This is a genomic window from Quyinboa mangrovi (genome assembly GCF_042219825.1).
Lineage (GTDB): Bacteria > Bacteroidota > Bacteroidia > Bacteroidales > UBA5342 > JBHJHP01.
In genome coordinates this window covers 231,031-247,731 of the sequence record NZ_JBHJHQ010000004.1, presented here as the reverse complement: position 1 = coordinate 247,731, position 16,701 = coordinate 231,031, and the positions used below count along the sequence as shown (strand labels likewise).

The following is a 16,701-nucleotide window of genomic DNA, read 5'->3' as shown; positions in this document are numbered from 1 at the left end:
AAATTAAGATATCTTTATGAAGTGGTTTAAAGTTTACCCATATTTCCGACAGGCCTGGAAGATTATCCTTTTTGAAAAGTTGTGGTACAGATCCTCCCGATAAGATATACCATTCAGCCTCAGGAATGAATGCCCCCGCCGCAGAGTAAACGGGTTATCAATAAGGAATTATTCGTTTAAACGCCCAAGAGGTGGGGAATAAAATCCATTGATCCCTCTACAAAAGCCCGGGATCAGTTCGACTTTGTAATTTCAGTTCACTTCGCTGGAATCACAGTCTCACTGTTTTAACTGTACATAAACCGCTTTATGCTTCTTTTGGGTGTCTTTTCGAACTCTTCCTTCTGAATTTCAACTTTTTGCAGCTGTTCGTACTTCGGAAGTGATTTATTGACCTCTTTACGCATCTCTTCCATTTTTTCGGGAAGAGCTTCTGCGGTAATTCCTTCTGTTTTTAATACATCCTGATCAGCAAATACCAAAGCTACCAACTGACTGTTGCGTTCTACCACAAGGCTTTCCATTACCAATGGCATATTGTTAATGCGGTTTTCTATCTCTTCGGGATAAATGTTTTTTCCGTTAGCACCCAGAATCATATTTTTGCTTCTCCCTCTGATATAAACAAAATCGTTTTTATCAATCACTCCAAGGTCGCCGGTATGCAACCATCCGTCTTTGTCAATGGTGGCTTTTGTACTCTTCTCATCCTTATAGTAGCCAAGCATTACATTTTCACCTTTTGTCAGAATTTCGCCCACCACATTATACGGATCATCCGAGTCTATCTTAACCACCATACGGTCTACCACCTTTCCAGCAGAATACGGCTGTGTAGTATCCCACGCATCATAACTGATTAAAGGGGCACATTCTGTCATACCGTATCCAATAGTGAAATGGAATTTAATTTTACGGAGGAAGTCTTCAATTTCCTTGTTCATAGGTGCACCACCTATTACAATTTCATAAAATTTTCCGCCAAAGCTTTCTGTCAGCTGCTTCCGTACTTTGTTGTAGACAACTTTATTCAGACCTGGAATCTTCAACATAAATTTTATTGACCCCTTTTCAAGAGCCGGTGCAATTCGCTTTTTATACACTTTTTCCAGTACCAACGGAACCGAAAGAATAAGATGAGGCTTTATTTCACCAAAGGCTTTGGTTACCATCTGTGGCGAAGGCATTCGGTCGATGAAGGTTGTATGACAACCCAGACTGAACGGGAATAAAAATTCGAATAATTGACCATAAATATGCGCCATCGGCAGGAAGGAACAAATTTTATTCCCAGCCTCCAAAGGCATGTGCTCCTGTGCAAAGATTATATTCGACACCAGATTATTCCGACTGATCATCACCCCTTTTGAAAAACCTGTGGTTCCCGAAGTATAGGACAACACAGCCAGATCATTCTCGGGAAATTCATCCAGCTTAATATTAGGTTGTGTCGCTTCATCCTCTTTATCAGCTCCTCTTTTTTCAGCCAGTAACCTGGCAACCTTTTGTCCACGTCGTTCCCATGTCACGTCAAATGAATCCAGCGAAATTGTAGTTTTAACCTTTTTCATCTGAGCCATATCCAAGGGTTTTGCCAACGCATCCGAAACTATCATCAGTACAGCTTCTGAATGGTTAACAATATAATGCACGTCGTCAGGTTTAAAATCCGGTAAAATGGGAACCACTACCGCACCATACGAAACAATAGTAATATATGAGATTGCCCAGTTGGCAGTATTTCTTCCTAATAAAATTATTTTATCACCAGAATTTATACCGGCATCTTTAAACAGCGAATGGAACAACTCCATATGTTTAGCAACATCACTGTAGGCATAGGTTGAACCTTCATAGTCAGAAAAAGCATTTAGACTCCAGTTTAATCTCAGGGTATCACTAAAGATTTTGTTCAGTTTCTTTTTCATCATCATGGGATTTTACCCGTGAAAAGTACGCATAAATTCCCATAAATGCAATTGCATGTGAATTATAAAAGCGGATGGATTAAAGCTATTTTACAATATAATTATAAATGTAGTTATCCCTTCCTCCAACAATCAGATTAAAACTTCCCGAAGATTTTAAAAATCCGATGGAAAATGGCGTATTGCCTGTCAGCGGGAATCCACTTTTTTCAGAACCGTCATTATTAAACAAATAAATGTTTTGCTGTATCCTGTCCACTATTCCAATTTTATAATCGCGTGCAGAAAATTTATATATATTGGGACAGTCAGTTATATTGTTTGGGAATACGCGTTCGAATAGCAGGTTACCCGTATAATCGAAAACTTTCATCGATGTGCCTTCAACAGTAATAATCTCGGTACCGCCACTCCCATCTATATTTTCAACTACCATTTGATATGTTTGGGTTTTCAGTGGTAATTTACGTTTGTTCACCACCCCTGACATCATTATGGTCACAAGGTTACCCTGAGTGTCACCGGTCAGTATCGCTTCTGCACCTCCCGGGCCTTTGGCAAGTGGGTAGAAGTCCACATTCTCATTTTTACTGAACTGATCCGAAAGCGTTACACGTTCTTTTCCCTGTCTGTCAAGAATGTATACCCGGTTTCTGTCCGCACAAAGAATATAATCTCTTTTACCAAATCTTATATGTTGAACCGGACGTAATACTTCGTGATCCGTCTTACCGAAATTCCAGCCTTTAACCCTGTTCCCATCCACTGAATAAAGCAATATTCTGCGATCCTTAACAGGTATAAATATCCTGTAATTTCGGCTGTTATCATAATCTGCCAATCCAAGACCCGTTGTTGCCCCGGAAGGTAGCTTAACAGGATACCGTTCCACATAATTACCGTTCCTGTCGAGCATTATTAACCGGGTCGCTGTGTTAAACAGAAGCTGCAATTTGCCGTTTTTATAGCTGTCAACCTGATATATTTCGCTTATTATTGGTTCACCCAGCGACTTCTTCCATAAAATTCTGCCGGAAGGATTAATGAGATATATTGTATGCTTCAAATCCTGAACAAAAATTTCGTTCTCTTTGGTATAATGATTCAATACCAAAGCCGGTTTCATGATGAAACTTGTATCCAGAAGACTTTGCCAGATAGTTTCAGCATCAGACTTTTGCTGACCTGAATAGTCCATTATCATATTAACGTATGGAAATTTACCGGAAGCATCAACCTGAAATCCTATTCCGTTAAGATTCGAAAATACGTCGTTATTTCCCGGAAGAGATTTATAGAATGATTCACTCCAGGAATCTTTTGATGTCAGCGGTATCGATCTGCTGTCCTGATAAAACAACAGGTTATAAGAGATGGAAAGATTGTGGTAGAAATCATCAAAATACGACTGTCTGGGCAATGTTTTACCGAGAACATTGGCATAAATAATATCCTTCAGGACTTTTTTGCTCGGTGCTGCAAAAAGATAATTGTCATAGAGTGCCCAGAAATGAAGATCGTCACTTTTTAAAATATTCCCGTACAGAATGCCAATCATTTCAGACAGGTCAAAATCGTAACAGATATATTGTAAATCTTTGTCAATCCTGAGTTCATCGATAAAAGCCTTAGGCTTTTTGCGTTCCTTTTCCGCATAATATTTTATTTTTCCGTTCAGGGCATTTTCTGCAAGACTGTTTCCCTTAACTTTAGCAATCAGATAGGAATTTCTTTTATTATTGGTATACCCGGCATAAGTGACCTTCAGAAATTCACCACTGAAGAAATCATCTGCAAACAATTCCGGATTTTGCCCCAGAAGATCTCCGGTCTTGTTGATCCATATATTATAGGCTTCCAGCTTATTTTGTGCTTCCAGATATTTTTTATAGTTACTTCGAAAAAGGTTCAAGTCACTAATGTTTGCTACAGAGAACTGCTGCGCACCAACAGGCACAACATCCAGAATATTGATTTCTGAAGGTTTTTGTCCCTTGAAAGCTGAAACATAGTTTGAGTTATTTATGGAATAAAATCCCATAAAAGAAAGCAGGTTACTCTGAAGACTTACATCAACACCAAACCAGCTGTTATCTCCGGCAATTTGTTCCAGCTTATTAACCAATGGTTTTGAAGCTACAGGTTTTAACATGGACATTAGTTCGTCTGTATTAATAAAAACAGTTGCCAGTGCATTCGATCCCCTTGTAGCAAATATCTCATTAAAACCCTTTTTAATGGTAACTCCAGCTTTATTCTGAAACTCCCGGGCACTTCTTTCCAGGGCAATTTCAGACGAACTCCAGACCAGGTAGTTATCATATACATAATATCCTGAATATCCACTGCTGTCAATAAAATTATAAATGGTTATGTTATCGTATTTCTTATCCGTCCTGGTGCCTTGTGAATTGTTGTTAATGAAACTTTTCATGTTCGCAGAAGATATTTTGGCAAGAACAGGAATGACAACAAGCGGAACCACATCATCCTTTCCTGTCACCTGATAAGAGACCGCTATCTCGCTGTTATCAAGACCCGCTTTCAATTCAGATTTACTACTTAGAAGGGAATCTAAAACTGTTAAACTTTTAGAAATTTTTCCGATCATTGGTGTTTTAATCAGGTCTTTCCAAACTAAATTCTGCGTTTCAAGTTCGCTTATGAAACTAATCATCGACTCAGACGTAATAATAAAAGCTGCGTCAGATGGAATAGCCTGAAACATATGGTTGTCCAATTCTTTGACAGGCTTTTCATTTAATCGTCTATAAAACAGTATAATTACAAGAGCCAACAAAATGACAGAAAGAAAATAAAGGATCCTGCGTAACATATCGGTGATTGTTTTCAGCAAATTTCTGAAATTCAGAACGTAATCCCAACATTACAGCAGTGAAGGTTTTTAATATTTAATCAACAAAATATTATAAGCGAAAAACAGTTATTTTTGTAGAATTAAAATTATTAATAGGTTTGCAAACAAATAATAAAAAATGACAAACACTAAACTTTGGACACTCCTGCTTATAACAGCAATAATTTTCACTTTGACATCCTGTTTCAATAATACAGTCACTTATTCCGACAAAGGTATCATGACTTCTTTCTATATTCCGGATCAGAATAATGCCATAGAAGTATCAAATATTGAATTTATTATAACACAACCTGCAACAGAAGAAGATACAGGATTAATAACCAACCCGTATGAAGTGTTCCCCTACGGTTCATTGAAAGATCCCCTGGTACCTGTTTTTGTGGCAGAGGGTCAAGCCGGAATATACTGGCAACACATGGAAAAAGTTGAGGTAGACAGTGTGATGATCGATTCTCTTATTACTACTTCTATTACATCCGGTAAAACTGCAATTGACTTTTCGGATACTGTTTTGCTAAAAGTACTTTCACAGGATGGAAATCATCTTACATTTTACCATGTGGTGATTAATGCCAATAAAACATATCCGGGTTCAATGACCTGGGCGCAGCTCTCCGACAGCATCCCTACCGGTCTGACCGCTTATTCTGAATCGTTTTATTTAAATGATAAATTATTTGTTTTATCCGGAAATATTGATCCCGAAACAGATGAAGTCCTGACAACATTATATTCATCAGATAACGGAATAACATGGCAAAATGTAAGTATACGTGGAGATTTTCCTAACGGCATATACCACACTGTTAAAGTATATAACGGAAAAGCCTACATCATTGGATACATTGGCTGGGATAGCAGTTCGCACACGTTTACGGCAAACGAAGAAATATGGAGTACTCCAGATGGGTTGAACTGGGCGAAAACCAAATATCCGGCAGGAATGCATTCCGTATTTAAAAATGCCGATGTATTCAACAACGAATTGGTTGTTTGGGGTGGAAGTTCTCTGAACACAGCTGCAACAACTGTAGAAGATATGCCCTATACAACATCAGGAGAAGTACCAGAACCTGACTATACCGCGTGGTATTTTGATGGCAGTGAATGGTCTCAGGGAGCAAATATTCCCTCGGATATGGCTGTCCGCTTCAGTACCTCATGCGAATACGAAGATCATGGTCAGGTTTATGGCGGAGAATTGGCAGATGGAAGCAATTCGGGCTTGTTCTGGTCGTTTCAAGATAAAAACGTATGGATTAATTTCCCTAAAACAGATATGGAAACATTGTCGGATGCCACTCTTATTACACTGGACCGTAATCTTTGGTTATTTGGTGGAATAAATTCAGATGGTGTTACGAATCATACCATCCAGGTTTCAAAAGACGGAGGATTAACCTTCCTGTCTGGTTACGACCTGGAAGAAGAAAATTTATTCCCTGGTCTTGATTACGTTGCAAGGGCTGGCCAGCAGGTTGTTTTAACTCCGGATCATACCGTCTATGTTATTGGCGGTGAAAACAGTACATTAACTCCTAATAGTGACTCCACTGAATATACTTTAAAGGTTAAAGTATTATATGATTTCTGGGAAGGAGAAATGAAAAAGTATTCCAATTAAAGTCTAGCTTTAAAGTTTGAAAAAAGCCGGAAAGGTTTTTTAAATTAAGAAATTCTAAATTAATTTTTTTAGTCTGTTAATTTTTTATTAATATTACGCTGGTTTTTGAATTAAAAAGTTGTATGGATACCTACCAATGGGACGATAAAAAGGTTTTGGTTGCCGAAGATGTGGAAACCAATTTCCTGTTAGTTCAGGCTATTTTAAAAAAGACAAAGATTAACATAACATGGGTTACAAATGGACTGGGAGTTTTTGAACAACTGGAAAATGGATTAAAGCCTGATTTGTTACTTCTGGATATCAGAATGCCTGAAATGGATGGATATGAGGTCATGGAGAAATTAAAATCTGAGAATAGTGAAATGCCTGTCATTGCACTTACAGCCTATGCAATGCGGGAAGATGAAGAAAAAATACGAAACTATGGTTTCAATGCCCATGTGTCCAAACCGATAAAGTCAAAACTCTTACTGGATACAATGGCCGATTATTTATAATCGGCTTTTTAATTTAAATTTTATGAGTGAAATAATTTGCAATCATCTTGGAATATCAAAAGATGATTTTATAAATATAATAAAGGAAAAGAACCTGACCACTCTGGACGAGGTGTTGGATGAAACCGATGCCGGGAGTGTATGTGGAACCTGTATTCCGGATATTGAACAAATCCTTAACGATGTCCTGGACGGAAAACTCTAAAGTAATCAATCCACGGTACTTGATTTTTTACCATCAGAGAATATAGTAACAATCCTGTCGCCCTTCTTAAGTTCACTGACTTTATTTACAACCAATCCGTTCTTACTGGTTATTGAATACCCTTTTTCGAGAATCTTAACCGGATTCTGATAATTAACTTTAATTTCATACTTCACTAAAAGTTGGCGGGAATTCTCAATCTTCTGTGAGACTGCTGAATATAATTTTGACCATAACTGATTCAGCACTTCAGTTTTCGACTTTGCAGAATGAACCGAATCTTTCTGCAATTCTTTCATATATGAATTCAACTGTGTTCTTTGTCCCGCGATGCTTAAATGAACACCTGCCTGCATATCTTTCGATAATGAATCAAGAATGAACCCATGTTCCAGCATACGTTGTTGCGTTACAGGTTTAATTTGTGAAATCGCCATCGTCAGCCTGTTTCTGCTGTCATTCAGGATATCTTCTGTTCCAGAAAAAATTCCGTCAGCCAAATCATTTAAACGTGAATCGAAATCCGAAAAGCAGGAAATTAAAAATTCTGCCACAGCTGTTGGCGTTTTCAGTTTGGTATGAGCCACCAGGTCCAGTACCGTTTCATCTTTATCATGACCTATGCCTGTAAGAACCGGTAAAGGAAACTGAGCCGCCATGAAACACAGTTCATAATCATTAAAACAATTCAGGTCCAGAACAGCACCTCCACCTCTTAGTACCACTACAGCATCAAAAACATCAGCATATTCAAACACGCGGTGAAACGCATCCATTATGGATTCAGGCGCTTTTTCTCCCTGCATTACTGCCTCAAACAATTTAACATGAAAGTGATAACCATACCCATTATTACTAAGCTGATCCATAAAATCCTGCAAGCCTGCAGCACTGGAAGAAGATATAACCGCCACTGATTTGGGGAGCACCGGAAGTACCAGTTCCCGGTTCATATCAATTACACCATCTTTTGTAAGCAGATCAATAGTTTGCTGCATCTTCAGGGCCATCTCTCCTACAGTATATGCAGGATCAATATCACGGATATTTAAACTCATTCCGTACATTTCGTGGTACTCCACCACGCCCCTGACCATAACCTTTAATCCTGCTCCCAGTTCAATACCGGTACTGGTTTCAAAAAAGGGCTTCAGCATTCTGAATGCAGCCGACCAGATTGTTGCCCGCATCCGGGCACTGATAGTATTGGTCTGTTCATCTTTTTCAACCAACTCAAGGTAACAATGCCCTGAAAACGAATTGACCTTATATTCTGCAATTTCTGCTATAACCCAATATGAAATTTCAAGGTGTTCATCAAGCGTCTGTTTGATCACTGATGATAATTCGGATAGTGTTAGTTGCTTTTGTCCACCGTTATGCATTACAATACGCTTATTTTTTGACTTACGGTCCGCTTATTTGTTACAATTTTTAAGACGTACATTCCGGGTGCAATGCCTTCAGGGAAATATATTTTCTGTATAAATTCGTTATTTAAACTACGTACCTCCATAACTCTGCCTTCCATGGAATATAAAGTCAGAACAGAAAGTGTTTCCCCCGGAGGTGTTTCCACAAAAATCGATTTAACAGCCGGATTGGGATACACTTTAATAATGCTAAACCGTTCGGTTTCCTTTTTCGATTCCTCAAGCCATGCCTGGTATATATTGGGAATACCATCCCCTACACTGTCATTGGGAAAGGTATATCTGTTGCTGAAAGATATGATAAGGTCCCTGATCTGAAGTGCTGTTTTGCGCGGGAATGCCTGCCACAAACAAGCACTCATACCAGCCATTACCGGAGAAGAAAAAGAGGTTCCATTGCCGGTTCCGACCGTTCCGTTCGTAAGCTGAACAACTGTATGATAACCATTGGCTGCAACATCTGGTTTTATTCTGCCATCCGCAGTCGGTCCACGCGAACTGAAATATGTGTATGTACTGTCTTTATTTACAGACCCCACAGCCAACACCTTTTTCCCATCAGCAGGACCAATAATTGATTTCCAAACCTTATTCCCTTCATTTCCGGCACTATTAACCACTAAGATACCTTTAGAAACTGCAATATCAGCACCACGCGTAACCCTGATATTTTTTCCGTTAAGGTCATTTTGTGTATAATTCATAGAAGGATCATCGAATTCAGAATACCCCAGGGATGAATTAATAATATCAGCGCCAACACTGTCAGCAAACTCAGCTCCTGCAATCCAGTAATCCATCTCAACTGGATATTCAGAAGCAGCATCTTCTGTGTGAATCAACATATAACACGCACCAGGTGCTGTTCCAATAAGGTATCCGGGAATATTTCCACCCATTATGCTTAACACAGCCATTCCATGCGAATGTGTTTCAAAAATATTCCCGCCCGGATTAACAAAATCCTTTGTGAGTAATATCTGATTATTCATCCACAAAGAATCATAGGCGGGAAGTTCATTCACGTGATAAAAGCCTGCATCAAGCACTGCAATCCATTTTCCCTTTCCTGTAAAACCCATGCCATGCATTTCCTGCCCGTTATGCATGGCTATCTGATCCAGTGACGCACCATAATCAAATGTTGCAGGATTCAGGGTTTCAAATTTCATTTTAGCGGATTTCAATTGCGGTTCAATCCACGTCAGGTTTACCGAATCAACAAAAGATAATTGCCGAATTTGTTTAATTATGAGGGTATCGTCTGTCATAACGGTTACAGTATTCAACCAACGGCTCGTACAGCGAATATCCACCCCCAGGCTCCTTATAATATTCACATAATTACTTAATACAGGTATATCCAGCGAATCGATCCTAACATTCTGGTTCAACCTGCGCTGTAAAGATCTTTGAGAGAGATACTTTTCGGGATGTTCCAGGGAATATTCTGTTCCGTTTTTATCATGCAACCAGACAAGATATTTCTTATTCTGTCCCTGAGAATTCAGGGTCAGGCTTAAAAAGAACAGTATAATCAGCAGGTGTTTTAACATAATACTTAGTTACACAACAAATTTACAAAAGAAAGGATCAAATTTAACACTACAATCCTGATCTGTTTTAGAAAAATAAAAGGGAAGCCGTAAAACCTCCCCATTATAGAAAAATTGAAACTAAAGAGCCTTAATTAAAGTAACATACTGGCTAATTCCGATAAGTACGAACGTTCGCCCTTCACCAGGTTAATGTGTGCAAACAGATCCTGTCCTTTCATCCTGTCTGCGAGATACGCCAGTCCGTTGGAATGTTCATCCAGGTAGGGAGAATCTATCTGTTGAATATCACCTGTAAATATCATCTTTGTACCTTCACCTGCACGTGTAATGATAGTCTTTACTTCGTGTGGTGTAAGGTTTTGAGCCTCGTCAATAATAAAAAATGTATCAGAAAGGCTGCGTCCGCGAATATAAGCCAGCGGGGTAATCATTAATCTTTCCTCTTCTGATAAAATCTCTATTTCCTTCACCTCTTTTGAAGCCGGAGTAAACTGATGTTTTATCACATTCAGGTTATCGAACAGCGGCTGCATGTAAGGCATAATTTTTTGTTTCTCGTCCCCGGGTAAAAATCCAAGATCGCGGTTAGCCAGCGGAACTATTGGTCTGGCCAGCAAAATCTGGTTATAACTTTGATGTTGTGCCAGGGCAGCGGCTAACGCCAGCAACGTTTTTCCTGTTCCGGCACGACCGGTAAGCGCCACCAGTTTAATATCCTGATTCATCAACACATCCAGAGAAAAGGCTTGTTCCGCATTTCGTGCTTCAATACCGAAACATTTCTCCTTCATCACCTTTTTTATATGACCACTAAATGCATCATAACGAGCCAGAACACTGCTTGAATGATTTTTAAGGATGAAACAGTCGTTGGGTGTTACCTTCTCCTTAAAATTGAATTCCTCCAGTGGCATGCCCTCATGTTCTTTGTACAGCTTAGCAATCAGGTCGCTGTCATAGCCTTCATGAATTTTAATCTGCTTATGAATAACCTCCGGATCCTTAACCTTATCGGTCCTGTAATCCTGAGCCATAACGCCAATAGACTTAGCCTTCAATCGCAGGTTGATATCCTTGGAAACAAAAATGGTTGGTTGTTTTGGATTATTGTTTTTTATCCAGTCTGCAATGGCAATGATCCGGTGATCAGGCGTCATTTCAAAAAATGATTCCTGCATGGATTCAGGGAAAGGCTTACCGGCAACCACAAACAAACGTCCCTTACCCCTTCCGAGGCTGACGCCCTTAGTGAAAAGTTCGTCTCCTGCAATTTTATCCAACTCTCGTGTAAATTCCCTCGCGTTAAAATTTATCTGGTCGTTACCCTTCTTAAATTTATCCAGCTCCTCCAGTACATGTATTGGCAGGTAAATGTCATTTTCCTGAAACTGATAGATGCACTCAAAATCGTGCAGAATAACGTTAGTGTCCAGAACAAAAGATTTTTTTACTTTAGGCATATGTATAATATTGTAATGGTTTAAAGATAAAAAAATATCGAACCCGAATTTTTTACCCCGTTTTTTATCCCCAATTTTACATCTGGTTCGCTCAGCATAAATTAGGTTAAAAGCTGGAAATCAAAACTTAAAACGGCGGGTTATTTTATCAACAATAAATGAACTACGAAGAAACACTTCAATATTTATTCAGCAGCCTCCCGATGTACCAACGTGTTGGAAAAGCAGCCTATAAAGCTAATCTTAACAATACTCATGCACTGGATGCATATTTTGATCATCCGCATCGTGAATTTAAAACAGTTCATGTAGCCGGAACAAACGGCAAAGGAACGGTTTCTCATATTTTGGCAGCTGTATTTCAGTTGCACGGTTTTAAAACCGGATTATATACCTCTCCTCACCTGTTTGATTTCAGAGAACGCATAAAAATTAACGGGGAACCGGTTAGCAAGGAATCTGTCATTGACTTTGTAGCAGAACACAAAGCACTTTTCGAAAACATTCAGCCCTCCTTTTTCGAAATGACAGTTGCTATGGCATTCGAAGTTTTTAAGGATGAAGGCGTAGATATTGCCATTATTGAAACGGGCATGGGCGGACGGCTGGATTCCACGAATATAATTTCACCTTTGGTTTCGGTGATCACCAATATTGGATACGATCATACCCAGTTCTTGGGATCAACGCTGGAAGCCATTGCAGGTGAGAAAGCTGGCATCATAAAACCCGGAATTCCTGTCGTAATAGGAGAAACTCAAAAAGAAACGGAGCCTGTTTTTAAAAGCAAAGCACTCGAATCCGGTTCAACCATAACTTTCGCTGACCAGCGATACAAATCTGATATCCTGCTAAGGGAAACATTTTCTCAGACAGTTAAAGTTGGAGAAAAAACTTACAAAACAGATTTAACAGGAAGTTACCAACGCAAAAACCTGACCACAGCATTGGCAGCACTTGATGTATTAAAATCTGAATATTATCTGAATGATGATCTTATTGCGAATGCCCTTACTGCTGTAAAATCGATTACAGGCCTGAAAGGCAGATGGGATGTGATCAGTGAGTCACCTGATATCATCTGCGAGACCAGCCACAACGAAGCCGGCATCAGGGAAATGGTAGAACAGTTGAAAATGTTTGGATCAAAGCAAATACATATTATAACTGGTATGGTTAACGACAAGGACCCGGATGCCATATTACCTCTGTTGCCACAAAAAGCCAGATATTATTTTACACGGGCACAGGTTGAAAGGGCAATGCCTGAAACTGATCTTCAGAACCACGCCCGCAGATATGCCTTAAACGGGAACTCATATCCGAAAGTTGACCAAGCCATAGATGCGGCCCGAAAAGCGGCCCGACCTGATGATGTTATTGTTATTACCGGAAGTATTTTTTTAATTGCAGATGCTCTGGAGTATCTCAATTAGTCACCGGGTGAGTAGCTCAAAGATTTAATATATTCTCCCGTTGACTAAATTGCATCCATCATTTGATATTTTGCATTATTTTTGCGCTTCATGAAATGTAGGGAAAACTGCGGAGCATGTTGTATAGCTCCATCCATATCGTCTCCCATACCGGGAATGCCAAACGGGAAAAAAGCCGGAGAACAGTGTATCCATCTCACGAATGATTTCAGATGCGGAATATTTACCAGTCCCGAAAGGCCCAAAGTATGTGCCGGATTTATGGCAGAAGAGCTGGTTTGCGGTCACAGCAGAGAAGAAGCATTAACGATTCTCAGTGAATTGGAAGCATCCTGCAGGCAATCCTAACATTGCTTTCCTTTGTAACCAAACAGATGGTGTTTGGCGATATGATCCATCACCTCTTCAGGAATGTATTCACATAATTTCTCATCACCGGTTTCTATCAACTGCGTAACATGTTCTGTGGTAATCCCAAGATGCTCAGGTGAAATATCTCTCAGAATTAATATTTTTCTGGTTGCATTCAAATACTGCCATAACAGACCATTCTCTTCGGAAAACCTGATATCTTCAGGATAAATAACCTCCCCTGTTTCATGATCAAGAGAAGGATACAAATACATTTTTACATTCTCCTGGAAAAGGGCTCCCATAGCTTCAAGTAAACCGCCCCGAAGGTCGTTATAATAAGTACTGTCAATAATTTTTTCAAACGTTGGCAATCCAACAACAATTCTAAGTTTGATCATCTTAAATTGTCCGAAATAATCTACCAACTGAAAAAAGCGGTTAAACTTGGAAACCATTACACTTTGCCCCATTATATTGAGCAGATCAACTCTGTGCAGAAAGTCCTTCTCATCCAGATTAGCATCCTGTATCAGATAATTCAGCGAAATCTCGCAGAACGAAATGGTATTATCAGGCTTGTAATCTTCGTCATGTTCAAAGATTTCCATGCTATCCTGAATGAAATCCATCCCAAGCTTATTGATCGGCCTGAAATAGCCTCTGAAAACAAGGGCATTTTTCCGGTATAACATATCCCCCGGTTGCTGCACCTGTCCATCCTTGTCAAACATAATGGCTGGTGTCATATTGGTACGAACCAGCATAAGATTTAGCAATCGGTTATCTACCCAATCCATATCGGGACCTTCCACATACACATAATCCACCTCCACCCTGTCACTATCCAGATTATCAAGGAGTCCCTGTAAAATTTTTCGTGGATCCTCCCACAAAAACAATCCACCATAGATCAAATTCACGCCCAGCGTTCCAAGTGTATACTGTTGCAAAAGGGTATCGTTTTCAAGTAGTTTTACGTGAATATATATATGGTTTGGCTCATACCGTTGTGTACCTTCAACTGCTATTCCCAGCCAACCGTGACCATTATTTGTTTTATGGTAATTCAGTGTTTCAACAGTATCGGCAAAGGCAAAAAATTTCTGATCGTTCTTTTTATCAAGTATTTTTATAAGCTCATTATATTCATACGTCACCATTTTTCTTAAACGGTCCTGAGCAACATAACGTGCCGGCTTACCTTCGTTGTAAAAATGATCGCTAAACAGTTTGTCGTATGCTGAAATAGATTTGGCAACAGTATTTGACGCACCACCGGCCTGAAACAAATGACGTGCAGTTTCCTGTCCTCCACCAATCTCAGCTATGGTTCCATAGTAATTTGAATCGAGGTTGATATGAACAGACTTTTCTTTTATTCCAAGGGTTTTCATAATATCAGCATTTATACAAATGTAAAAATAATTGCAGGTGTTTGATGTATTAACAACAAAGATAGCCGGATGTTTGCACATGAATTCAAATAAAAGCTTATTATCTTTAGGACGTAAAACAGAACATTATGGTCAGAAAAATAGTAATGTCTGCAATGCTTGCGTGTCTTTTAACTTCATTATCCGCACAGGATCGTGTAACAGGCAAGCCCTTTGCTACCCGTTCTGAAGTTTTGGGTCAGCACGGTATGGTGGCTACAAGCCATCCTTTGGCCACTCAAATAGGACTTGACATTCTTAAAAAAGGAGGAACAGCAGCAGATGCGGCTATTGCAGTTAATGCCGCCTTAGGATTAATGGAACCAACCGGTAGCGGAATTGGAGGTGATGTATTTGCGATAGTCTGGGATGCCAAAACCCAAAAACTGTACGGATTAAACGGCAGTGGAAGATCACCGGAAAAGCTGACCCTGAAATATTTCACCGAAAACGGATATAAGCAGATTCCGCCGCTGGGTCCTTTACCGGTCAATGTTCCGGGATGTGTGGACGGATGGTTTACGCTGCATGAAAAATTCGGAAAGCTATCAATGAAAGAAATCCTGCAACCTGCTATCGAATATGCAGAAAACGGTTTTCCTGTGACCGAACTAATCGGCTATTACATTCAAAGATCCGTTCCCTACTACATTTCAAAAGGTTTTCCGAATGTAGGAGAAACCTATACTATTAATGGGAAAGCGCCCGGGAAGGGTGATGTATTTAAGAATCCATATTTGGCAAACACTTACCGGTTGATCGCAACAAAAGGACGCGATGGATTTTACAAAGGGAAAGTGGCTGAAACTGTGGTGAGGTTCATTCAGGATCAGGGAGGATTTTTATCGGCTGAGGATCTGGCCAAACACCATTCGGAATGGGTTGAACCGGTGTCAACCAACTACCGTGGTTATGATGTATGGGAACTTCCGCCAAACGGACAGGGCATCACGGCACTTGAAATGCTTAATATTCTGGAAGGTTATGAATTTTCTCCCAGAGAATACGGATCAGCACGTCACATTCACCTGTTCACAGAAGCGAAAAAACTGGCATTCGAGGATCGCGCTAAATATTATGCAGATATGGATTTTGCAAATGTTCCGGTTGATTACCTGATTTCAAAAGCGTATGCAGATAAACGCAGAGAAGAAATTGATCTGCACAGAGCTGGAAAATACAATGCAGGTGATATCAGCAAAGGCGAAACAGTTTATTTTACGGTGGCCGATAAGGATGGTAATATGATCTCGATGATTCAAAGCAACTACCGCGGTATGGGAAGTGGCATGGTACCTCCCGGCCTGGGTTTTATGTTGCAGGACCGTGGTGAACTCTTCAGTCTTAACGCGGAGGATGCCAATGTATATGAACCCGGGAAACGGCCTTTCCACACCATCATCCCGGCATTTATTACCAAAGACGGCAAACCCTATATAAGTTTTGGTGTTATGGGTGGCGATTTTCAGCCCCAGGGACATGTGCAGATTGTGATGAACCTGATCGACTTTAAAATGAACCTCCAGGAAGCAGGCGACGCACCGCGTATCAATCATAACGGGTCATCCACACCAACAGGAATAAAAGCAGAAGATACCGGAGAAATTACGTTGGAGAGCGGTTTTTCACAGGTTGTCATCAGGGAACTGATGCGCATGGGACATCAAGTGGGTTTTGACGATGGCATTTACGGCGGTTACCAGGCCATAATGTACGATGCCGAAAAAGGTGTGTATTATGGTGCATCTGAATCCAGAAAAGACGGACAGGCTGCCGGATATTGATAAAAGATATCTTGCAATCCTGTTAATCTATTGCCCATATACATAAAGATGATGCAGAACATACATACTATTAAAATAAACTCAGGAAAGGTAGATATTGCATT

Annotated in this window: 12 protein-coding genes; 6 read left to right on the top strand and 6 right to left on the bottom strand. The window is 39.9% G+C overall.

The window, feature by feature from the left end; genetic code table 11:
- Positions 1-287: 287 nt before the first annotated feature.
- The gene (locus ACE1ET_RS09845) at positions 288-1,928 is read right to left on the bottom strand and encodes an AMP-binding protein (protein WP_375728226.1); all 1,641 of its coding nucleotides are present in this window, start codon (positions 1,926-1,928) and stop codon (positions 288-290) included.
- An 85-nt stretch (positions 1,929-2,013) separates the two neighbouring features.
- Entirely contained in the window at positions 2,014-4,764 is a 2,751-nt protein-coding gene (locus ACE1ET_RS09840) for a hypothetical protein (RefSeq protein WP_375728225.1), read from the bottom strand.
- A 160-nt stretch (positions 4,765-4,924) separates the two neighbouring features.
- On the opposite strand from ACE1ET_RS09840, the gene ACE1ET_RS09835 reads away from it, so the two are divergent.
- From ACE1ET_RS09835 to ACE1ET_RS09825, 3 genes are all read left to right on the top strand, one after another.
- Positions 4,925-6,433, top strand: coding sequence for a DUF6242 domain-containing protein (locus ACE1ET_RS09835; protein WP_375728224.1), 1,509 nt, complete (start codon positions 4,925-4,927; stop codon positions 6,431-6,433).
- 122 nt (positions 6,434-6,555) lie between these two features.
- Positions 6,556-6,933: a response regulator gene (locus ACE1ET_RS09830; RefSeq protein WP_375728223.1), complete on the top strand. Its 378-nt coding sequence runs from the start codon at positions 6,556-6,558 to the stop codon at positions 6,931-6,933.
- A gap of 22 nt (positions 6,934-6,955) precedes the next feature.
- Positions 6,956-7,138: a (2Fe-2S)-binding protein gene (locus tag ACE1ET_RS09825; RefSeq protein WP_375728222.1), complete on the top strand. Its 183-nt coding sequence runs from the start codon at positions 6,956-6,958 to the stop codon at positions 7,136-7,138.
- Between the two features lie 5 nt (positions 7,139-7,143).
- Here ACE1ET_RS09825 and xseA read toward each other — a convergent pair whose 3' ends face one another.
- The 3 genes from xseA to ACE1ET_RS09810 all read right to left on the bottom strand — a co-directional run bounded on the left by xseA (position 7,144) and on the right by ACE1ET_RS09810 (position 11,590).
- Positions 7,144-8,523: an exodeoxyribonuclease VII large subunit gene (gene xseA / locus ACE1ET_RS09820; protein ID WP_375728221.1), complete on the bottom strand. Its 1,380-nt coding sequence runs from the start codon at positions 8,521-8,523 to the stop codon at positions 7,144-7,146.
- A complete protein-coding gene (locus ACE1ET_RS09815) occupies positions 8,523-10,127 on the bottom strand; it encodes a S8 family serine peptidase (protein ID WP_375728220.1) in 1,605 nt (534 codons plus the stop codon). The genes xseA and ACE1ET_RS09815 overlap by 1 nt, the downstream gene beginning before the upstream one ends.
- 134 nt (positions 10,128-10,261) lie before the next feature.
- On the bottom strand, positions 10,262-11,590 hold the full coding sequence (locus tag ACE1ET_RS09810) for a PhoH family protein (protein ID WP_375728219.1): 1,329 nt from the start codon (positions 11,588-11,590) through the stop codon (positions 10,262-10,264).
- Positions 11,591-11,748: 158 nt separating this feature from the next.
- Here ACE1ET_RS09810 and ACE1ET_RS09805 point away from each other — a divergent pair, with 158 nt between their 5' ends.
- Both ACE1ET_RS09805 and ACE1ET_RS09800 read left to right on the top strand, forming a co-directional pair.
- Positions 11,749-13,026: a bifunctional folylpolyglutamate synthase/dihydrofolate synthase gene (locus ACE1ET_RS09805; protein ID WP_375728218.1), complete on the top strand. Its 1,278-nt coding sequence runs from the start codon at positions 11,749-11,751 to the stop codon at positions 13,024-13,026.
- A gap of 90 nt (positions 13,027-13,116) precedes the next feature.
- Complete coding sequence (locus ACE1ET_RS09800; protein WP_375728217.1) at positions 13,117-13,374, top strand: YkgJ family cysteine cluster protein; 258 nt, start codon at positions 13,117-13,119, stop codon at positions 13,372-13,374.
- Here ACE1ET_RS09800 and ACE1ET_RS09795 read toward each other — a convergent pair.
- Complete coding sequence (locus ACE1ET_RS09795) at positions 13,371-14,774, bottom strand: hypothetical protein (RefSeq protein WP_375728216.1); 1,404 nt, start codon at positions 14,772-14,774, stop codon at positions 13,371-13,373. The two genes, ACE1ET_RS09800 and ACE1ET_RS09795, sit on opposite strands and share 4 nt — an antisense overlap.
- A 128-nt stretch (positions 14,775-14,902) precedes the next feature.
- Between ACE1ET_RS09795 and ggt the strand changes: the two genes are divergently transcribed.
- Complete coding sequence (gene ggt / locus ACE1ET_RS09790) at positions 14,903-16,597, top strand: gamma-glutamyltransferase (protein ID WP_375728215.1); 1,695 nt, start codon at positions 14,903-14,905, stop codon at positions 16,595-16,597.
- Positions 16,598-16,701 lie beyond the last annotated feature (104 nt).